Origin of the sequence: Streptomyces wedmorensis, assembly GCF_000716445.1 — a bacterium.
Taxonomy (GTDB): Bacteria; Actinomycetota; Actinomycetes; order Streptomycetales; family Streptomycetaceae; genus Streptomyces; species Streptomyces wedmorensis.
The window spans coordinates 105190-126175 of sequence record NZ_JNWK01000013.1 but is presented as its reverse complement, the minus strand read 5'-3'; the positions used below and the strand labels follow the sequence as shown (position 1 = coordinate 126175).

Annotated in this window: 16 protein-coding genes; 3 read left to right on the top strand and 13 right to left on the bottom strand. The window is 70.2% G+C overall.

Annotated features, from left to right (window positions below):
* Positions 1-94: 94 nt before the first annotated feature.
* Entirely contained in the window at positions 95-532 is a 438-nt protein-coding gene (locus OO54_RS13535; protein ID WP_324611703.1) for a hypothetical protein, read from the bottom strand.
* 472 nt (positions 533-1004) lie between these two features.
* On the opposite strand from OO54_RS13535, the gene OO54_RS13530 reads away from it, so the two are divergent.
* On the top strand, positions 1005-1631 hold the full coding sequence (locus tag OO54_RS13530) for a response regulator (RefSeq protein WP_033203126.1): 627 nt from the start codon (positions 1005-1007) through the stop codon (positions 1629-1631).
* Positions 1628-2749, top strand: a complete 1122-nt coding sequence (locus tag OO54_RS13525) for a sensor histidine kinase (RefSeq protein WP_033203092.1) — start codon at positions 1628-1630, stop codon at positions 2747-2749. The genes OO54_RS13530 and OO54_RS13525 overlap by 4 nt, the downstream gene beginning before the upstream one ends.
* Positions 2750-2866: 117 nt before the next feature.
* Here OO54_RS13525 and OO54_RS13520 read toward each other — a convergent pair whose 3' ends face one another.
* From OO54_RS13520 to OO54_RS13465, 12 genes are all read right to left on the bottom strand, one after another.
* Positions 2867-5491 (bottom strand): RICIN domain-containing protein, encoded by a 2625-nt coding sequence (locus tag OO54_RS13520; RefSeq protein WP_033203091.1) that lies wholly within the window; start codon positions 5489-5491, stop codon positions 2867-2869.
* A gap of 40 nt (positions 5492-5531) precedes the next feature.
* Positions 5532-7895 carry a non-reducing end alpha-L-arabinofuranosidase family hydrolase gene (locus OO54_RS13515; protein WP_033203090.1) on the bottom strand — a complete coding sequence of 788 codons (2364 nt, stop codon included), beginning with the start codon at positions 7893-7895 and terminating at the stop codon, positions 5532-5534.
* Positions 7896-8174: 279 nt separating this feature from the next.
* Positions 8175-9725 (bottom strand): sigma-70 family RNA polymerase sigma factor, encoded by a 1551-nt coding sequence (locus OO54_RS13510; RefSeq protein ID WP_033203089.1) that lies wholly within the window; start codon positions 9723-9725, stop codon positions 8175-8177.
* Positions 9726-9918: 193 nt separating this feature from the next.
* Positions 9919-11394, bottom strand: coding sequence for a non-reducing end alpha-L-arabinofuranosidase family hydrolase (locus OO54_RS13505; protein ID WP_033203088.1), 1476 nt, complete (start codon positions 11392-11394; stop codon positions 9919-9921).
* Complete coding sequence (locus OO54_RS13500; RefSeq protein ID WP_033203125.1) at positions 11394-12125, bottom strand: cupin domain-containing protein; 732 nt, start codon at positions 12123-12125, stop codon at positions 11394-11396. Before OO54_RS13500 ends, OO54_RS13505 begins: the two co-directional genes overlap by 1 nt.
* Entirely contained in the window at positions 12122-12982 is an 861-nt protein-coding gene (locus OO54_RS13495) for a DUF6807 domain-containing protein (protein WP_033203087.1), read from the bottom strand. The genes OO54_RS13500 and OO54_RS13495 overlap by 4 nt, the downstream gene beginning before the upstream one ends.
* A complete protein-coding gene (locus OO54_RS13490; protein ID WP_033203086.1) occupies positions 12979-14025 on the bottom strand; it encodes a Gfo/Idh/MocA family protein in 1047 nt (348 codons plus the stop codon). The genes OO54_RS13495 and OO54_RS13490 overlap by 4 nt, the downstream gene beginning before the upstream one ends.
* Positions 14022-15080 (bottom strand): endo-1,4-beta-xylanase, encoded by a 1059-nt coding sequence (locus OO54_RS13485; protein WP_033203085.1) that lies wholly within the window; start codon positions 15078-15080, stop codon positions 14022-14024. The genes OO54_RS13490 and OO54_RS13485 overlap by 4 nt, the downstream gene beginning before the upstream one ends.
* A 73-nt stretch (positions 15081-15153) precedes the next feature.
* A complete protein-coding gene (locus tag OO54_RS13480; protein WP_234439587.1) occupies positions 15154-16515 on the bottom strand; it encodes a glycoside hydrolase family 30 protein in 1362 nt (453 codons plus the stop codon).
* 92 nt (positions 16516-16607) lie between these two features.
* Entirely contained in the window at positions 16608-17438 is an 831-nt protein-coding gene (locus OO54_RS13475) for a carbohydrate ABC transporter permease (RefSeq protein ID WP_033203083.1), read from the bottom strand.
* The gene (locus OO54_RS13470; protein WP_033203082.1) at positions 17435-18451 is read right to left on the bottom strand and encodes a carbohydrate ABC transporter permease; all 1017 of its coding nucleotides are present in this window, start codon (positions 18449-18451) and stop codon (positions 17435-17437) included. Before OO54_RS13470 ends, OO54_RS13475 begins: the two co-directional genes overlap by 4 nt.
* Positions 18444-19736 (bottom strand): extracellular solute-binding protein, encoded by a 1293-nt coding sequence (locus OO54_RS13465; RefSeq protein WP_033203081.1) that lies wholly within the window; start codon positions 19734-19736, stop codon positions 18444-18446. Before OO54_RS13465 ends, OO54_RS13470 begins: the two co-directional genes overlap by 8 nt.
* A 234-nt stretch (positions 19737-19970) precedes the next feature.
* Here OO54_RS13465 and OO54_RS13460 point away from each other — a divergent pair, with 234 nt between their 5' ends.
* Entirely contained in the window at positions 19971-20984 is a 1014-nt protein-coding gene (locus OO54_RS13460) for a LacI family DNA-binding transcriptional regulator (protein WP_033203080.1), read from the top strand.
* The last annotated feature ends 2 nt before the right edge of the window (positions 20985-20986 follow it).

Genomic DNA, 20986 nt, shown 5'->3' with positions numbered 1-20986 from the left:
CTTCGATGAGATCCCCGCCGACCGGCGGAGACCAGCCCCGCCGAGTGGCGGAACAGCGCCCAGGACGGTTCGCGGGCCCGGACGGCCCACCGTCCTACTTGATGACGGCGTTGGCCACCACGACCACGAGGCCGAGCAACGCGTCCACCGTGCCGATCCTCACGGCGGAGCCCCAGGTGCGACCGGCGGCGCGGGCCGCGGACAGACCCCAGGCGAAAAGCAGCACCACGTTCACGGCGAAGACCACGCACTCGACGTCCGCCGTGGGCCACCATCCCCAGGCGGCGCCGAGCAGCACGCCCAGCGTCGGCACCGTCGCCACCACCAACGGCCACTCGGACAGCAACAGCCGCACCCCGGCGCGCACACCGTGATGGGTCCGGTCGCCACGCAGGGCCATCAGATGCGCGTAGCCGTGGGCCAAGGCCGAGGCGAAAGCCGTCACCAGGAGCCATTGGGCGCTGTTGAACCGGTCGGCGGGCGCCGTCTCACCCTGTTCCGTCAGGGCGGCCACCATGGAACTGGCCAGCACCGCCCCGTACACACCCCCGAAGAGCACACGGGGTCGCGCCGCACAGCGACGCAGAGCGCGGACGGGCTGACGCAGGAACGGGCGGGGCATGACGGGGTCGTCCTCGAATGGTGGGGAAACGGCTGCGGCCCGCGGACTCGTGCGGGCCCATGGACCGACTCCAGCGGACGAGGACGGCCGACACCATCCGCCGTCCTTCGTGCACCTGCCCGCCGACGGACGGGATCGTTCCCCCCGAACGGCTGGAGCCGACCCGCCGGATGTCCACACTCCACGGTCGTCGCGCCACCGCGTACCCTGCCGGACGTACTGTCGACGGCAGGCGATCACCGTACGAGAGCGTGGACGCCCCGGTGCGGGTGCCGACACGGATCGCCGAGAGGCCGGACGGAGCAGACGAGTGTGAGGCGGAACGCCGGTGATCCGGGTAGTGGTGGTGGATGACGAGGCCCTGGTGCGGTCCGGTTTCCAGATGATCCTGAACGCGTCCGATGGCATCGAGGTCGTCGCGACCGCGGAGGGGGCGCAGGCGGCCGACGTCATCCGGCGCGAGAGGCCGGACGTCGTACTCCTCGACATCCGCATGCCGGACGTGGACGGCCTGACCGTCCTGCGGAAGATCCAGGAACTGGCCGCACCGCCGCACGTCGCGATGCTGACCACCTTCGACACCGACGAGTACATCCTCACCGCGCTGCGGTCGGGTGCCGCCGGCTTCCTGCTCAAGGACACCGAGCCCGAGCAGCTCGCCCAGCTCGTGCGCACCCTGGCCGCCGGCGGAGTGGTGATGTCCCCGAAAGCCTCACGCGCGCTGCTGCGCGGTCACCCTGGGGCGGGAGCACCCCAGGACGCGGAGGTGGCACGGGTGAACCTGCTCAGCGACCGGGAGCGCGCCGTCCTCGTCCTGGTCGCGGAAGGACTGTCCAACGCCGAGATCGGCACCCGTATCCATCTGAGCGCGGGCACCGTCAAGGACCACGTCAGCTCGATCCTGAACAAACTGCGGGTCGCCAGCCGTGTCCAGGCCGCACTGCTCGCCGAGCGCGCCGGACTGCTCGGCAGGAACGGCGACGACCCGTCACGGGACAACGGGCGATGAGCACGGGCCGGGCGCTGTGGCGGCGCGTACCCCCCTGGGTCGTCGACGGGGGTCTCGTCGTCCTCGCCGTGCTCGACGCCTGGATCAACCTCTACGGCGAGGGGACCCCTCTCGTCTGGGCCTGCGTCGCCCTCGGCAGCACGGCGTTGTTCCTGCGCAGGCGCTTCCCGCTCGCCGTCTTCCTGTTCACCCTGCCCATGACCCTGTTCATGGACGTCGCGGTCGCGCCGATCACCGCCCTGTACACACTGGCCGCGTCCACCCGCAACCGACCGATGCTGGCCGGCTGTGCCCTGCTGAACGCAGGGGTGGACACCCTCGACTGGCCGTTGTCCGACGCGTTCGACGGCGACCGGACATGGACGCTCGTCCAGTTCGTCTACACGCTGGCCACGGCCGTCGCCCCCGTGCTGTTCGGCCAGCTCGTGCAGGCCAGGCACGACGTGGCCCGACAGCTCGTCGAGGTCGAAGAGGCCCGGGAACACGAACGTGCCCTGCACGCCCAGACCGTCCTCGCCAGCGAGCGCGCCCAACTCGCCCGCGAGATGCACGACGTCGTCTCCCACCAGGTCAGCCTCATCGCCGTACAGGCCGGAGCGATGCAGGTGGCCGCCAAGGACCCCGACGCCCGAGAGGCGGCTCGCACCATCCGCACCCTGAGCGCGAACACCCTGGACGAACTTCGCCACATGGTCACCCTGCTCCGCGCCTCAGGCGGCAGGGAAACCGCACTCACCCCCCAGCCCACCCTCGCCGAACTCCAGCAGCTCATCGCCAACAGCGGCATCGAGACCACCCTGGCCGGGGAGCTCCCCGCCGGCATCAGCACCACCGCTCAGCGCACCGTCTACCGTACGGTCCAGGAAGCACTCACCAACGTGCGCAAACACGCCCCCGGCGCCCGCGCCGAGGTACGCCTGTGGCACGACGCACACCACTTCGGCGTCACCGTGACCAACACCGCCCCCACCCGCCCGTCTGTCGCCCTGCCCAGCGCCCACCACGGCCTCATCGGTCTGAAGGAACGCGCCGAACTGCTCGACGGCATCCTCACCGCCGAATCCACCCCACAGGGCGGGTACAAGGTCGAACTACGAGCCCCCGCCCGGTCCGACTGAGCCGGCCGCGCAAGCAGCCCGCGAGGCGTGTCGCCAACGGGTCGGCCCTCCGGGTGGAGGCCGTAGCACCTGCCGGGGCCGCAGGCATCGTGCCTGCGGCCCCGCTCGGGGGGAGGGTCAGGACGGGTCACCGTACTGGAGGCCGCGTCCGTTGGTCCCGACGAAGACGCGACCGTAGGTGTCGGGGTCGCCGGTGACGACGCCGACGCCTCCGATGGCGCCCCACTGGTGGGCGTCGTCGTTGACGCGGAGCCAGGTGGCACCCTTGTCGGTGGAGCGGAAGACGCCGGTGACGTCCTTGACCGTACCGATCAGATAGAGGGCCTGGTAGGAGGCGCCGGGTGCGGCCTTGCCGAAGCCGAGGGCGGACGCGGACCGCACCGTGGCGAGCGTGGTGAAGGTGCGGCCGCCGTCGGTGGAGTGCAGCAGCCCCTGGCCGCCGCCGGCGATCCACAGGTCTCCGGCGACGCCGGGGACGGCCGTGAGCCGGCCGGCGGGCAGGTTCGTGGCGCGGGCGGTGAAGGTCGCGCCGCCGTCCGTGCTGGCGTGGAGCGTGCCGCCGGACAGTGAGTAGAAGGTCCTGGCCGAGGAGCGGTCGGCGACGACGACCGCGTCGGTGCCGAGGCCGTGGGCCTTGGACCAGCTCGCCCCCTTGTCGGTCGAGCGGTACGGGGCCTGGCCGGCCTGGGTCCAGACGATGGTGGAGCCGTCCGCCGCGAGCGCGACATGGCCGTCCTGGGCGCCGGGCGCCGGCTCCGCCTTGAAGCCGGTCCAGCTGGTGCCGCCGTCGGTGGAGTATGCGCCGTCCTGCGCGCCGCCACGGCCGACCCGGACCATCATCGAGGGGTTGGCCTGAGCGAAGTCGATGTCGGTGCTGTTGGTCATCATCGGGTTGCCCAGTCGCCCGGCGGGCACCTTGGTCAGGTCGTCATGGCGGAATCCGCCCTGGTCGCCCATGGCGGTGAGGACGGTGGCGCCGCCCGGTGGGGCGATCGCGTCCATCAGCGCGGTCTCCTCAAGGCCGCGCGCTCCGACGGTCCAGTGGCTGGTGCCGCCGCTGTCGGTGGCGGTGGCGTCCTTGCTGCGCCAGATGCCGTTGCCGGTGCCGTACAGCACGTGCCCGGAGTCGAAGGGGTCGATGGCCAGGGCGGTCATCCAGTGCCCGGTGTGGGTGCCGACGTAGGGAGCGGCGGAGGCGTTCCGCACCGACTTGTCCGCCAGCGCCTTCCACGTCGTGCCGCCGTCGGCGGTGCGGTAGATCTCGTCCTCGGGCCACCAGCGGTCAAGGGTGGTGACCATCACCGTGGACGGCTTGCGCGGGTCGACGGCCAGTCCGGAGAAGCCGTAGCTGCCCTGAGAGGGGGAAACGTTCTTCCAGACCCCGCCGCTCGGCGTGTGCTTCCACACCGAGCCCGCCGTCACGCCGTTGGGTCCGGGGGCGTTGGTGTACGTCAGGTAGAGCGAGCCGTCGCCGGAGAGGACACCATGCTGCGGGAACTGGCCGGTGGGCTGTCCGGGGACGGCCTGCCAGGTGGTGCCGCCGTCGGTGGACCGATACAGGGAGGTGGACTTGTCGGCGACGCCGACGTAGACCGTGTTGCTGCCTGCCGGACCGTACGTCACGAAGGAGATGCCCGCGCCGCTGCTCGCCCCGTCCTTGACGGGGAACGAGGAGACCTGCCGCCATGTCACACCGCTGTCGGTGCTGCGCCACAGGCCGTTCTTGCGGGTGCCCAGCAGCAGGGTGCGGTTGTCCGAGGGGTCGATCACGAGCCGTTCGCCCGCCCCGCGGCCGTCCTCGTTGCCGCCCAGCTTGAACGGCAGGTCGGTGCGCCGGAAGGTGCGGCCCCGGTCGGTGGAGCGCAGGAGCGCGCCGTTGCCGGCCCACTCGTTGGTGTAAGTGCCGGCCGCGAGGTAGAGCCGGTCGGGGTCGACGGGGTCGGTGGCCAGCGCGTCGATGCCCAGCAGGTTCCAGTCCTTCTCACCGAGCCAGTCGGTCAGCGGGATCCACTGCTCGGCCGCGCTGTCCCAGCGGTAGGCGCCGCCCATGTCGGTACGCGCGTACAGCAGCCCCTTCTCCCGTGGGTTGAACACCAGCCCGGTGACGTAACCGCCGCCGACCACCTGGGCGTTCCGCCACGTGTACGGTCCGGCCGCGGCCGCCTGCGCGTCGGCGACCTTCAGCAGCCTCCACTGCTGGTTGGCGCTGCCCCTGCCGGGATACTGGATGATCGCCGCGCCCTGAGCCGTGGAGCCTCCGGAGACGTCCAGGACCTGGCCGCTCCTGCGGGAGGTGAAGGTGACGGCGCCGGAACCGCTCACCTCGTCGATCCGCCACTCCTGGGAGGCGGAGGAGCTGTCGGTCTGCTGCTCGACGGCCGCCGCCGGTGCGGTCGAATCGCCCGCTGTGCCGAGCACTTTGCCGCTGTTGCGGTTCACCAGCTCGTAGTAGCCGTCGCCGGTGGGCCGCAGCCGCCACTGCTGGTTGGCGGTGTTCTGGTCGGTCCACTGCTGGATGCGGGTGCCGTCGGCGGTGGAGAAGGCGTTGACGTCCAGGGCCTTGCCGCTGCGCACGGAGAGCAGCCGGTAGTAGGCGTTGGCGTCGACCGTCGCGGCCTGCGAGTCCTCCTGGGTGAACAGGAGGTACGGGACGACGGCGGCGGGCACACCGAGCAGCAGGGCGGTGGCGCTCCAGCGACGACGGTGACGCCCGCGGCGCGCGCCGTTCGTGGGGTTGTTCATGAGGGGGGTGTTCTCCTTGTGTGACCGTGGATCGGGCGGGTCAGCGCTGCAGCGTGAGGACGCCCGGCCGGTACGGCAGTCGGTCGTAGGGGCCACCCGCGGTGCGGGACTTGCCCTGGTAGAGGAACTGCAGGTTGCAGGGGTCGATCGTCATGGTCTGATCGGGGTTGCTGCGGACCACGTCACCGTGGCTGATGTCGTCGGTCCAGGTGGCTCCGCTGTTGGCCTTCCCCGCGAAGGGGTTGCTCTCGGTCGCGGCCTGCGGCGTCCACGCACCGCTCAGGCTGGAGGCCGTGAACGAGCGGAAGTAGCGCTGCTCGCTCGCGCCCCGGGCCTCGACGATCATGAGGTACTGGTTCTGGCCCTTGACCTTGTAGACCTGGGGCGCCTCGAACAGGTTCTTCGCCGTGTCGCTCATGACCGTCGTGTACGACGAGCCGAAACTTCCGGGGAAGTTCCCGATCGGCATGCTCGCCCGGTAGATCTTGCCGTTGTCACCGGCGAAGAACAGGTACATGTTCTTCTCATCGGCGATCAGGGTCTGGTCGATCGGGCCCGTGCCCGAGTCGGTGCGGGGGATGCCGCCGGTGAACAGTGGCTTGGGCGCGGACCAGCCATTGGGGTTGGTGGGGTCGCTGGACGTGCGGTAGCTGAAGGGCGACGCACCCCACTGGTACGCAAGGACCCAGATCTTCTTCGGCGCGAAGTAGAACAACGTGGGCGCCACCGCGTTCTGGCTCATCTTCGTCTGGCCGGCCGACGCCATGTCGGACCAGTTCGTGAAGGGGCTGAACGCCATCGAGCCGTACGAGGTTCCCGACGCGCTCGACGCGTAGACCAGGTGCTTGCCGTTGTGCATGGCGTGGGTGAAGTCCTTCACCGCGGCCCATCCGTTTGCCGGCTGGGCGAGGGCACCTGTCGAGCTCCACTTGTACGTCGAAGGAAGAGCACACACGCCGCTGCCCGTCGCGGAAGGGGCGGTCCACTTCTGGTTGCCGACCGACGCGCAGGTGTACAGCTGGATCGTGGTGCCGTTCGCGGTGGCCGCGCCGACGGCGTCGAGGCACAGCCCGGACTGGATGCCGGTGATCGTGCCGTCGGCGTTGATGTCCCACTGCTGGTTGGCGCCGCCGTTGCAGTCCCAGATGATCACCGGGGTGCCGTTGGCGGTGCCCTTTCCCTTGGCGTCCAGGCACTTGTCGCCGTGGACCTTCAGCTGCTTGGCGGCGGTGTGGGTCCAGCGCTGGCCGGCCTGTCCGCCGCAGTCCCACAGGTGCGCCCGGGTGCCGTTGGCCGTGGCGGAGCCGGGGATGTCGATACAGCGGCCGGAGGCCACACCCTTGATCTCCCCGGCACGGTCGGTCGGCTTGGTCGGCGTGGTGCCGGAGCCGGACGTGAGAGCGTTCATGACGGCGGTGTAGGCGGGCTTGGGCTTGCCGTTCCGGTCGAACAGCAGGGGGCTTTCGCCGCTCCGCCAGGAGTCGCTGTCACGGACGCCCCACACCGTGATGCCGGTGCACCGGGCCACGGAAAGGCAGGTGCTGACCGTGTTCGCGTAGTGGGTGGGTGATGCCTGGGCGATGTCCAGCTCGGTGATCTGGACGTCGACGCCCAGGGCGGCGAAGGCGGCCAGGGTGGTCCTGAAGCTCGCCGGCGGTCCACCCGACCCGAAGTGGCTCTGGAACCCGACGCAGTCGATGGGCACGCCGCGGGACTTGAAGTCCTTCAACATGCGGTAGACGCCCTGGGTCTTGGCGTCCGACCAGTTCTCGATGTTGTAGTCGTTGTAGCAGAGCTTGGCCGAGGGGTCGGCCGCGCGGGCGGTGCGGAACGCTTCCTCGATGAAGCCGTCGCCCAGCACCTTCTGGAAGACCGAGTCGCGGAGCCGGCCGCCGCCGCCGTCGGCGAACGCCTCGTTGACCACGTCCCAGGCGTAGATCTTGCCCTTGTAGTGGGTCAGCTGGGTGGTGATGTGGTGGTTCATCACGCCGCGCAGCGTCTTCGCGTCGCGGATGGAGCCCACCCAGGAGGGAAGCTGCGAGTGCCAGACCGTGGTGTGGCCGCGTACGCGCTGACCGCGTGCCAGGGCACGGTCGACGATCCGGTCCGCGGGACCGAAGTCGAAACGGCCGCGGGACGGCTCGATGGCGTCCCACTTCATCTCGTTCTCCGGGGTGATCATGTTGAACTCCCGGTCGGCGATCGCGGTGTACGCCGAGTCGCCGAGCCGGCCTGCGGCCACAGCCGTGCCGAAGTACCGGCCCGAGGGGGCCGCCTCGGTACCCAGGGCCGCGGCTCCGGCGGAGTTGGGGAGGAGCGTAAGGGCACCGGCGATCACCGCTGCGGCCGACAGTCCTATCGCCCAGGTCCGGCGACGGCGGCGGAGCCGGTGCAGGCCCTTCATGCCTTTCCTCGCGGGTCGCGGTTCAGGTGGGGGCGTTGCGTCATGGGAGACCTCTCTTCAGGGGGATACGCCAGTGGGGGAAAGTCACCCCTGAAGTGGAGGCTGCCGAACTCGCGGTCGCGTAACAGAAAAGTCGCGCCGTCCGGAAGTTCGCTCAGTGACGCATGTCGCAGGCAGAAAGCGTTATGCCGAGCCCCGCGGTTCGGTCGTCCCCGCGGAGGCGGTGCGAGGCACCCGACTCACTGCCTGGTGGGAAACGGCATGGTGCAGGAGCGACTCTCAGGACCAGGTCCGGCGCACGATGAAGGATGCCTGCCCGGCGAAGGCCCGTGTTCCGTCGGAGCCGTCGAGCCAGATGCCTCCGTCACGGTGGCGGAGGACGGAGCCGGGATAGTTGTGCGCATGCAGGGTCACCGACTCCGCGACCGACCCAGGGCGCGGACAGAAGGTCGCGTCTTCACGGAACAGACTGCTGCCGTCGTCGGCGCTCAGCCGCAGCCGGAGGTAGGAGTGGCGAAGATACCGGCCGTCCGCGGCGCGGAAGGTGACGCACCGTGTGTCGGCCAGCCCCGCGATGACCGTGAAGGTGCCCCGGTTGCGGGTCTGCGCGCCGCTGGACGCGGAGACCCGACCGAGCGTCGCGTGGTCGCCGGTATGGGTGACGAACAGGCCGGGTTCGTCCACGGACTCCAGCGACCCCGCGCCGAGCGGAACAGTGGCTGCGGCGGCGGACGGACTCACGGGGGACGGTTCGTCCGACGTCGTGGCGCGCGACGGGACCGGCGAGGCGGTGCCGGCCGTGGGGGCGGCGATGACGGCGGGCACCCGAGGCGCCGGTTCGGGCCAGGTCACATAGGCGGCGGTTCCGGCGATGAGCACCGCGCCGGTGGCGAGGCTCACCAGCGGGTGAGCGGTGATCGCCGCGAGTTTGCCGGTCAGCGCGACGGGCAGGCCACCTCCCCCCGTCGCGGTGCCGACAGCGAGGTGTGCCGTGGCCGGCCCGGCGGCGATCGCGGCGGTACCCGACAGCAGGCCCTTGGCGGCGAGCGCGGAGACCAGTCCGGCCGGCACGGCCAGTGTCGCGAGGCCGAGGGGGAGCAGCTCGGCCGGAACCCGTTCCGCCGTCGGCGCCGTGCAGACCGGGCAGTCACGGGTGTGCCGCGCCATGCGCTTGCGCCACACCGATGCGCGCAGGCCGTCCCAGCCGACGACGACCTCGTCCAATCGGGGACAGCGCGGGTCGGCCTCCAGCGCGGCGACGATCGTCCTGCACAGTTCCAGCTGCTCGCGCATGCGTTGCAGGCGTACGCCGACATGGGCGACCGTGAGCCCCGTCGAGGCGGCGATGTCGTCACGGCTCAGCGAACCGGCGCATTCCTGCCACCAGAGCGACAGCAGCACCCGATGATCCGGATCAAGCCACCGGCTGGCCTCGACGACGCGACGGCGCTCGTCCGAGACATGCAGCCGGAGGATCGCCGTGTCCACGGGCTCGGCGCCGGCATCCGGTATCCGGTGCGCCTCGTCGATGGCCGTGGTCCGTTCGGCGAAGGCGTGTTTCCGGTGCAGGTGGGTGTTGATCTGGCGGAGCGTGATCGACACGAGCCAGGACCGGAAGCTCTCGGGGGCGCGCAGGGCAGGCAGGTCGCGCACCACACGCAGCAGGGTTTCCTGGACGACGTCGTCGACGTCTGCATGGCCGCTCAGTGCTCGCCCGACGATGTTGTAGACCAGCGGCAGGTACGCGGCGATCAGTTCCTCGCGCGCCCGGTCGTCACCGGCCTGCGCCGCGACGACCAGCCCCGCGTGGTCCACGTCGATGAGCCCCATTCCCACCCTCTCCAGGGAAGCGGTCCACCGGCGGACGGCGACCGGCCTCTGCGTCGGCAAAGAATACGACGTGAGACGGGGTCGGTCCGCCGGCGTCGCCCGGTGGGCGGCCGGCACAGGTGACGCCGGTCCCGGACGCGGCCCTGGCCCGCGACCATGGCGGGCCCGGGTGACGACCGGGCCCGCCACGTGGTCAGCGCTGGAGCGTCAGCAGACCCGGGCGGTAGGCCCACTGGCCGTAGTCGCCGCCGGAGTTGGGATCACGACCCTGGTAGAGGAACTGCAGGTTGCAGGGGTCGATCGTGAAGGTCTGGTCGGCGCCGGCGCGGATCAGCTCGCCGTGGCTGATGTCGTTGGTCCAGGTGGCGCCGCTGTTGGCCTTGCCGGCGAAGGGGTTGCTCTCGGTCGCGGCCTGCGGCGTCCACGAGCCGCTCAGGCTGGAGGCCGTGAACGAGCGGAAGTAGCGCTGCTCGCTCGCGCCCCGGGCCTCGACGATCATGAGGTACTGGTTCTGGTCCTTGACCTTGTAGACCTGGGGCGCCTCGAAGAGGTTCTTCTCCGTGTCGCTCATGATCGTCGTGTACGACGAGCCGAAGCTGCCCGGGAAGTTCCCGATCGGCATGCTGGCCCGGTAGATCTTGCCGTTGTCACCGGCGAAGAACAGGTACATGTTCGTCCCGTCGCCGATGAGCGTCTGGTCGATGGGGCCCGTGCCCGACCCGGCGATGCTTCCGGAGAAGAGCTCCTGCTCCGCCGACCAGCCGTTCGGGTTGGTGGGGTCGCTCGACGTCCGGTAGGAGAAGGCGGTCCTGCCCCACTGGTAGGCGAGCACCCAGATGTTCTTCGGCGCGAAGTAGAAGAGCGTGGGTGCGACGACGGAATTCGACATCTTGTTCTGGCCCGTCGTGGCCATCTGCGACCAGTCGGTGAACGGGGTGAAGTTCATCGAGCCCCAGCCCACTCCCGTCCCCGTGGTGCCGTGGGTCGTCGCGTAGACGAGGTGCTTGCCGTTGTGGGGGGCGACGGTGAAGTCCTTGAGCGAGGCCCATCCGGCCTTGGGCTGCGCCAGCGCGCCCGTCGACGACCAGCGGTACGTCGAGGGAAGGGCACAGGTGCCGGGGGTGCCGCCGCCCACCTTGACGAGCTGCCACTGCTGGTTGGCGCCGCCCCAGTCGTCGTACTGGACGACGTTCGCGTTGTCGGCGGTGGAGGCGCCCTGGACTTCGAGGGCCTTGCCGCTGTGGCGCGCGACGAGCCTGACGTGGCCGTCCGCGCTGTCGGCCAGGCGCCACTGCTGGTTGGTGCCGTTGGCGTCGGTGTACTGGGTGATCGCGGCGCCGTTGGCGGTGGACGCGCCCTGGACGTCGAGGACCTTGCCGGAGTGGCGGGACTTGACGCGGTAGTAGCCGCTGCCGGAGTCGACGAACTGCCACTGCTGCTGGTTCTGGTCGTTCCTGGTCCACTGGGTGATGCGGGCGCCGTCGCCGGTCGCCAGGTTGTAGACGTCGAGGGCCTTGCCGCTGTTGCGGTTGACCAGGACGTACCAGGCGTTGGTGTCGACGGTCGCCGCGGCGGCGGGCTGGGCTCCGAGGAGAGACGCCCCTAGCAGCAGGGACGACAGGACCGCGAGGACGAGACTCAGGACCAGGGGTGGATGGCGGAATCGCATCAGTGTTCCTTCGGGGGACGGGGGTGGGGTGATCCCGACGGACCGCTGCGCGGTCCGGCCGGGAGGGAGTAGGGGTGGAGGAGGCCGCACATGCCGAAGCGGGGGCGCTCCGGGCGTTCGAGGCGCGACACCGCGCCGTGGCCGAGGTGGGTGAGGTCGCCGGCCCTCAGCCGTTGCAGCTGGCGGCCGGTGGTGCGGGCGGCGGCCAGGGGGCCGCGGCGCCAGCGGGCCTCCCAGTCGTCCAGGAGCTCGTGCTTCAGGCGGTGGGCCGCGCTGTGGAACTCGGGCAGCCCGCCTTCCCTCAGCGCCTGGAATCCTTCGAGCGCCAGGTCGCGGCGGCGGCGCGCCGCCGTGGCCTGGTCGCCGACGAGAGCGGCCGCCGCGTGGTACGCCTCGGGGTCGGCGAGGACGGGGGCGGGGAAGGTGAAGACGGCGTCGCCCGCCTCGGGGAGCCCGCTGTTCTGCATGAGCACCACGAGACGCAGGCCGCCGGCGTTGACGAGGCGGTGGATCGTGCCGGGGGTGAACCAGACGACGTCGCCGAGGTGCAGCGGGGTCTCGGCGAAGCCGGTGGTGGTGAGCGTCTGGACGCTGCCCTCGCCGCCGATGACGACATACGCCTCCGAGCAGACGAGGTGCATGTGGGGCGTGCCGCCGCAGAGTCCGTCGGCGGTCTCCCAGTCGTAGACGGTCACCCCGGAGATCCCCACGCCGCCGGGGAACGGGGTCACCACGGGTGCTCCTCGACGTGGCGGGCCAGGCGCTCGGGGGTCCAGACGCCGTCGGCGACGACGATCCGGTAGCGGCGCGCGAGGGTGGCGCCGGGCGCCAGCGGCAGTTCCTCCTCGAACGCCAGGGACGGGTTGACCGCGGGGATGGGCTCGCTGCGGACGAACCACCGGCAGGGGGCTTCCGGATCGTCCAGGAAGAGGAGTGTGGAGGACCGGTCGACCTCGTCGTGGGTGCCGACGAAGGCCAGCCAGTCGCCCTTCTCCCCCATGGCGGGTCCGATCACGGCGCCGCCGGTGAAGTCGCGCGGGCCGCGCCAGAAGAGGCCGGTGTATCCGGCGAGCTCTCTGCCCTGCGTGCCCGGGCTGCCGAACACCAGGTCGGCGCCGTGGACGTTGGTCAGCTCGGTGGTGACCTCCAGGGTCCAGGAGTCGGCTTCGAGGTCGCGCGCGGTCAGCGTGCGACGCTCGTCGATCCAGTGCCCGCCCGCCATCGTGTGCCAGGCGAGGTCCTCGGTGATCACGGCGCGGCCGTGGCCCGTCTCGGCGGAGAGGGCGAGGCTGCGCATCGTGCCGAGGTTCGGCAGGTCCACGTAGCCCTGGCCGCGGAGGTAGGTGCCGCCGCCCCAGAAGTTCTGCCCCGACACCCATGAGGCGGTGAGCTGGATGCCCTTGTGCCAGCGGTGGTCGTGCGGCCGGTAGCCGGTGACCACGTCGCCGGCGAGGGTGCGCACCGGGTGCAGATAGGGCTTCGGTGCCTCGAAGGGGTCCATGACGGGCCGGTGCACGTACCGGAAGAGGTCGGTACCGCGGGCCCGTACGGTCAACGTGTCGTCGTGCTGGACGAGTTCGAAGGTCATCGGAACACCCCCGGAAGCCCTCCGTTGAGCGAGCGGTAGAACGGGTCGTCGGTGTCGATCTCCCCGCGCCGCACCGGCAGTCCGGTGATCGCCGCCTTGTACAGGGCGGTCACCAGCTCCATGGTGTGCCTGCCGAGGTCGGGGCGGATCCCCGCCTCGTAAGCGTCGAGGAAGTCCGCGAGCTGGGCGGTGTGCGAGCTGGGCACGTCGCCCGGCGGGTCCCACTTCACGTCGGGCGTCCTGGCGGTGAACGTCCAGTCCGCGTTGGAGTAGCCGTAGAGATGGCGGAGCTCGACCGTGGCCTCGGTGAGGTCGAAGCGCAGGTAGCTCTCCTCCCGTGGAGAGAGGACGCTGTTGACGACCGTGGCGACGGCTCCGTTCTCGAAGCGGACCAGGGCCGTGGACACGTCCTCGGTCTCGACGTCGCGCTCCAGCCGGCCGGCCATCGCGCGGACCTCGGCCCATTCGCCGAGCACCGCGAGCATCAGGTCCATCTGGTGGATGCCGTGGCCGAGCGTCGGGCCGCCGCCCTCGCTCTCCCAGGTGCCGCGCCAGGGCACGTCGTAGTAGGCGTCGTCGCGGTACCACGCCGTGACGCACTGGGCGACGAGCGGGCGGCCGAGTGTCCCGGCGGCGATGCGGTCGCGGAGGTACCGGGCCCCCGTGCCGTACCGGTGCTGGAACACCGCGCCCGCGACGGCGTGCCCCTCGGCGGCGCGGATCCGGTCGAGCTCGGCGAGGGACAGCGCCACCGGCTTCTCGCACCAGACCCACGCCCCCGCCTCCAGACAGGCCACCGCCTGGTCGGCGTGGAGGAACGGAGGCGTGCACAGGTGGACGAGGTCCGGCCGCTCCTCCCGGAGCATCGTCTCCAGGTCGGTGTGGACCGCGGGGATGCCGTGCTCGGCCGCGAACGCCTCGGCGCGCGCGGCGTCCACGTCGACGGCGGCCACGATCTCGGCCCGGTGTGCCTGGGCCCGGAGGGCGGGGACGTGGCAGATGCCCGCGATCCCGCCCGTACCGACGATCGCCGTGCGGATCATCCGCCCAGCACCTCCCTGATCGCCTGGTAGGCGGGCTTGGGCTTCAGGTTCTCGTCGTAGGGCAGCGCCGCGCCCTCGCCGGGGAAGACGGAGGGGATCCACGAGTACTTGTCGGTGTAGTCCCAGATGGTGACGCCCACGCACTTCTCGACCGCGAGGCAGGCCTTGACGTAGTCGGCGTACCAGTCGGCCTGGGTGGCGAGCTTCTCCGGGGTCGCGGGGAGCTCCATGCGGATGTCGAGCTCGGTGATCGCGACCTCGACCCCGAGGTCGGCGAAGCGCTGGATGTTCTCCTGGACGCCGGCCGGGAAGCCGTACTGGAGCGCCAGATGGCCCTGGAGGCCGAAGCCCTCGACGGGGACGCCGTCGGCCTTCAGCTGCTTGATCAGGTTGTAGTAGGCGTCGCTCTTGGCGTTGATGCCGTCGACGTTGTAGTCGTTGAGGTAGAGCTTGGCGTGGGGGTCGGCCTCATGGGCCCAGCGGAGGGCGTCGGCGATGTAGCCGGGGCCGAGCGTCTTGTAGAAGATCGACTCGCGGTAGGTGCCGTCCTCGTTGAAGGCCTCGTTGACGACGTCCCAGTGGATCACCTTGCCCTTGTAGTGCCGGGCCACCGTCTGGATGTGGTTCTTGAGGACGGCGCGCAGCTCGTCGGCGGTCCAGGTGCCCTGGGTGAGCCAGTCGGGGAGCTGGCTGTGCCAGACGAGCGTGTGGCCGCGGACCTTCTGGTGGTGGGCCTTGGCGAAGGAGACGACCTCGTCGCCGGCGGTGAAGTCGAAGACGCCGCGCTCGGGTTCGGTGGCGTACCACTTCATGGCGTTGCCGGGGGTGGTCTGCCCGAACTCGCTGCCGAGGAGCTCCATGTAGGCGGCGTCGGTGAACTCGGGGTTGTCGGTGGCGGAGCCGAAGTACTTGTGGTGCTTCTTGGCCAGTTCGCCGAGCGTCTTGGGGCGGGGGTCGGCGGCCGCGGGCGAGGAGGCGAGGCCGGCGGCGAGACAGGCCGCGGCGGAGAGGGCGGCGACTATCCGGGACGCGGTGCGAAGCCGGGACGTGGACATGGTCGGACTCCTGGTGGGGTGGGGCGGTTCGTTCAAGGACGGTTCGTTCAAGGACGGTTCGGTCGGAATCGGTTCAGTCGAGGACGATCGTGGTGAGCGCGCGCGGGGCGAGCTCGGCCGAGAGGGTCGTGCCGCGGGTGGTGGCGACGGCGGCCGGGGTGATCGAGCGGGTCTCGTCGGTGACGTAGGCCTCGGGGCTCCGGTCGCGCCCGCCGCGCAGGGCTAGCTCGGTGGTGGTCGCGGTGGTCCCGGTGTTGAGGATCTCGATCACGCGGCTGCCGTCGGTGTTGCGGAAGGCCGTGATCCGCAGGTCAGGGTCGGCGTTCGTGACCGGTACGCGGACGGCGCCGGGGCGGATGAAGCGGCTGAAGGCGGCGAGCGCCCAGTACCGCTTGGACACCCGGTAGGCGTCGCCGGGGTTGGCGAGCTGGATGAGCCCCCGGGTCGCGCCGAGGGAGGCGCCGGTCCAGTACACGTAGGCGTTGGCGTTGCCGACGGTCAGGGTGTTCTGGATGTCGGCGGCGACGGTGAGGCCGTCGTAGCCGCTGCCGTCGTCCCAGTTCTCGTTCCAGGTGGTGCCGTCCGGCGACCACTCCGACATCCACACGTGCTTGTCGGTCGGCTGCGGGACGTCGGTCGGACCGCTGTAGCGGTGGCCGGTGACGGTCCGTACGGCCTTGTCGGCCTCGGGGTCCGCCTCGATCGCCTGGGTGTAGGCGATCTGGCGGTCCCAGCCGGCGGCGTCACAGCAGACCAGCTGGGTCTTCAGCCCGGATGCGCGGACGGTCGGCCCGAGCACCTTGAGGAAGTCCACGGCCTGCTGCGGGGTGAACCGCATCGAGGCGTAGGTCGCCGTCCAGTCGGGTTCGTTGGTGAACCCGAGGTCGGTGATGTCGATGCCTTCCTGGCGGTAGAACTTCGCGTACTGCACGAGGTAGTTCGCGTAGGCCTGACGCCATTCGGGCCGGAGCTCGCCGCCGTCGTTCTCGCTCCCGTTGGTCTTCATGAAGGCCGGGGCGCTCCAGGCGTCGGCGAAGAACCGTTTCACGCCGTAGGCCTTGGCCTCCTTGGCGAGCCAGACCTGGCCGCCGTCCCAGCCGTCCCAGACGTACGTCGGCGTGGCGTCAGGGCCGCCGGGGTCGGCCGGCAGGATCGTCGGCATGTGGTCGTAGACCCTGTCGGTCGACGAGCCGATGCCGAGGCGCAGGATCGAGAGGCCCGCGCCCTTCTCCTTGCTGAGCAGCAGGTCGAGCACCTCGCGCCGCTTGGCCGGGCTGAGGCCGCGCGCGCCGTTGAGCAGGTCGGCCCGCTGGAAGGCCATCGAGAAGCCGAAGCCGTCGATGGGCTGGAGGTCGGTGCGGAAGTCGACGGTGGGGCGCACGTGCCCGGCCTCGGCTCGTACGAGCTCGGCCGCGGGTGGCGCGGGCTCGGCCACCGCCTGGGATGTTAGCGCTAACAATATGACGGCCGTCAGGGCTGTCAGACGTTTCACGGGGGCTCCTCGGAACGGGGGGAACACGGGGCGGGTCATCCTTTGGTGGCGCCCGCGGTGAGGCCGCCGATCAGCTGGCGTTCGGCGACCGCGTAGAAGGCCAGGGCGGGGACCATGGCGAGCACGATGTAGGCGAGGACGAGCGCGTAGTCGGTCGAGTACTGGCCCTGGAACTGCTGGACGCCGACCGGGATCGTCTGCCATTTCGGGTCGTTGAAGACCAGCAGCGGCAGGAAGAAGTTGTTCCAGCTCGCGACGATGGCCAGGACCGAGACCGTGCCGAGCGCCGGGCGCGCCATCGGCAGCAGAATCTTCCAGAAGAAGCGGAACTTGCCGCAGCCGTCCATGATGGCCGCCTCCTCGACCTCGGCCGGGACGGTCCGGAAGAAGCCGCGGAGAATGATGATCGTCATGGGGAGCCCGAAGGCGGCCTGCGGGAGGATCACGCCGAGCGGGTTGTCGAGCAGGTCGAAGGTGCGCAGCAGCAGGAAGAGCGGCAGGACGGCCACCGCGAACGGGAACATCAGCCCGATCGTGAAGAGCATGTAGAAGAGCTCGCGGCCCCGGAAGGCGTAGCGGGCCAGTACGAACGCCGCCATGGCGGAGGCCGCCACCGTGACCACCGTCGTGCCGATCGCGATGCCGGCGCTGTTGGCGATCTGCCGCCAGAACATGCCGTCGCCGAGGATGCCGAGGTAGTTGCCGGTCTTCCAGTGCTCCGGGAGGCCGAACGGATTGGTCGTCAGCTCGCCGGTGCTCTTGAAGCCGGAGATCACCGCGTAGATCAGCGGTACGACGACGAAGGCGCCGATCAGCCAGATCACGCCGTGCAGCGACAGACCGCGTGCCGCCTTGCGGGCGTTCATCGGCCACCTCCCGTGGTGACGGCCCCGCTCAGGTCACGGCGGAGCACGTACCGCTGGTAGAAGAGGGAGAAGACGAGGCTGATCATGAACAGCACCACGCTGATCGCGCTGGCGTAGCCGACCTGGTAGCGCTTGAACCCGAACTGGAACATCGAGATCGCCATCGTCTCGGAGGAGTGGTTGGGGCCGCCGGCGGTCATGACCCAGACGAGGTCGAAGAGCTGGATCGCGCCGATGACCGAGAGGAAGACGCTGATCCGGATCGTCGGACCGAGCAGCGGCAGCGTCACGTACCGGAAGCGCTGCCAGGCGTTGGCGCCGTCGATGGAGGCGGCGTCGAGGACTTCGCGCGGGATGCCTTGCAGTCCGGCGAGGAAGAGCATCATGTGGAAGCCGAAGTACTTCCAGGTCATGACCACGAACAGGGTCGGCATGACCGTCGAGGGGTCGGCGAGCCACTTGCCCTGGAGCCCTTCCAGGCCGAGGGCTCCGGCGAGGTGGTCGGCCATCCCGTCGCCGGGGAGGAAGATCATGGTGAACAGGACCGCCGTGACGACCTCGGAGAGGATGTACGGGGCGAAGAACAGCATCCGGTAGACGGCGCGGCCGCGCAGCTTCTGGTTGAGCAGCACCGCGGTGAAGAGCGCGAAGGGCAGCTGCACGGTGATCGACAGGACGATCAGGTAGAGGCCACGGCCCATGTCGCCGATGAAGACCTGGTCGTCGAAGAGCCTGACGTAGTTCTCGAGGCCGACGAAGTCGACCATGGGGCCGACCCCGCCCCATTTGTAGAAGCTGTTGTGGACGGCGACGACGATCGGGGCGAGGACGAAGACGAGGAAGAGGACCAGGGCGGGGACGAGGAACCAGGCCACCGACGCCCAGCCGGCGAGGCCGCTCAGGAGCGACCGGGCCGGGACGGCCGGGCTCGCCGGTGCGGCGCCCTCCGTCCGCTCGTCCCCCGTCCGCTCGTCGGCCGGGCCCTTGGTCGGGGCGGCCACGGAGCTAGGCACTCTTCGCCGCCTCGGTGATCGACTGGGTGACCTGCTCGGGGGTCTTCTTGCCCGCGATGAGGTCGGCGACGCTGTCGTTGACCTCCTGGCCGACCGCCGGCGGATAGGCCTGGTCGAGGAAGAGCTGGAAGCCGGTCGCCTTGGCCAGACTGCCCGCCACCACCTTCTTGTTGGCGTCGGTGAGCTGGCTCTCCGCGCCCTTGACCACGGGCAGGTAGCCGTTGGAGGCCAGCAGCTTGGACTCGTTCTCCAGGACGAAGAACTTCAGGAACTCCAGGGCCTCCTTCGGTGCGCCCTTGCGCAGGGCGAAGCCTCCGCCGCCGCCGAACACCTCGTCGATCTTGCCGACTCCGCCTTCGACGGTCGGGAAGGGGAAGAAGCCGAGGTCCGCCCCGAGGTCGGCGCCCGCGTCCTTCTGCACCGAGGGCGCCCACTGCCCCATGAGCTCCATGGCGGCCTTGCCGTTGCCCATGGAGGCGGCCTGGCCGCCCGGGGTGGCGTAGCCGGCGCCGAGGAAGGACGGCTGGAACGGCTGGAGGTCGACCAGCTCCTTGAGGTGGGCACCGGCCTGGACGAAGCCGGGTCCGGTGAAGTCCTTGCTCGCCGCGGCCTCTTGCAGGGCGGGGAGGCCCGCGACGCGCATCGCGAGGTAGGCCCAGTAGTAGTGGCCCGGCCACTTCTCCTTGCCCGCGAGGGCGATCGGGGTGACACCGGCCGCCTTGAGCTTTCCGACGGTGTCCAGGAACTCGGCCCAGGTGGCCGGCGGCGTGCTGACCCCGGCCTTGGCGAAGAGCTTCTTGTTGTACCAGAAGCCGACCATGCCGATGTCGTACGGGACGCCGTAGGTCCGGCCCTCGATCTGGTAGGCCTCCAGCGAGACCGGGGTGAGCTGGGTCGACCAGTCGAGCACGTCGGTGATGTCCTCGACGAGCCCCGCGTCGACCTGCTGCTGCAGCACGCCGCCGCCCCAGGTCTGGAAGACGTCGGGGAGCTTGCCGGACGAAGTGGTGGCGGTGAGCTTGGACTTGAAGGCCTCGTTCTCCAACGAGGTCGTCTGGATCTTGATGTTCGGGTGGGCGGCCATGAACGCCGTGGCTATCTGCGGGAAGAGGGACTTGCCCGGTTCCGTCGTGGCGATGTTCCACCACTCGAACGACACCTTGCCGTCGGCCGACGCTCCGCCCTCGGATCCGCCCCCGCCGCAGGCGGCGGTCAGCGAGACGGACAGTGCGGTCAGGCCCGAGAGCGCGAGGAAGCTTCGTCGGCTCGGGTGGGTGCTGGCCATGGGACCTCCGGGGATGGGGATTGCCGATTCGAGCCCGAAAACTTTTCGTAATACTCTCGAATTCTGTGAGGCCACAAACTAGGAACGACCAACGTCCTGGTCAAGACTTCTCACCGAACTCCCCTGAAACGTCGGCGTTTTCCAGGGTTGACAAGCCAGTCACGTGATCCGAAACTCTTCGAAACGTTTGCGGTACATGGCGTCGGTCGATGGCGTCCGCGCAGAGGAGAGAAGTTGAGCGAGCAGCGCCCGACCCTGGCCGTCATCGCCGCGGAGGCAGGCGTCTCCCAGGCCACCGTCTCCAAGGTGATCAACGGCCGCTCCGATGTCGCACCGTCGACACGCGAGCGGATCGAGGCTCTGCTGCGGTCCCACAACTACCTTCCCCCGGGCCGCCAGGCCAGGGCCCGCAGGTCGGGCCTGGTCGACCTGATCCTGGGTGGTCTGGACAGCGCGTGGGCGGTGGAGATCCTGCGCGGCGTCGAGGCCGAGTGCGCCCAGCGGAGCGTCGGCACCGTCGTGTCGCTGGTCCCGCCGGGCGAGGCCACGCCGTCGAGCTGGGCCGCGCTGCCGGTCCTGCACCACAGCGACGGCGTCATCCTCGTCACCTCCTCGGTCACCCAGGCCCAGCGCGACCAGGTCGAAAGGGCCGGGGTGGCGCTGGTCGTCATCGACCCGATCGACCTGCCGGACAAGGGCGTGCCGAGTATCGGCGCGACCAACTGGGCCGGCGGACTCGCCGCCACCGAGCACCTGTTGGAGCTCGGGCACCGCCGGATCGCCGCGATCGGCGGGCGCAAGGAGATGCTCTGCAGCCAGGCCCGCATCGACGGGTACCGGGCGGCGCTCGAGCGGGCCGGGGTCGAGGTCGACCGCGACCTGATCCGCTTCGGCGACTTCCAGCACGAGGGCGGGTTCCGGCGCGCCCAGGAACTGCTCGCCCTCCCCGACCCGCCGACGGCGATCTTCGCCGGCAGCGACCAGCAGGCGATGGGCGTCTACGAAGCCGCGCGGCAGGCCGGGTTGAGCGTCCCGGAGGACCTGAGCGTGGTCGGCTTCGACGACCTGCCGATGTGCGACTGGCTGTCGCCGCCGCTGACGACGGTCCGCCAGCCGCTGGAGGAGATGGGCCGGCTCGCCGCCCGCACCCTGTTCCAGCTTCTGGAGGACCAGCCCCTGGTCAGCCCCCGGATGGAGCTGTCGACCGAGCTCAAGGTCCGGCTCTCCACCGCCCCGCCCCGTTCCTAGGA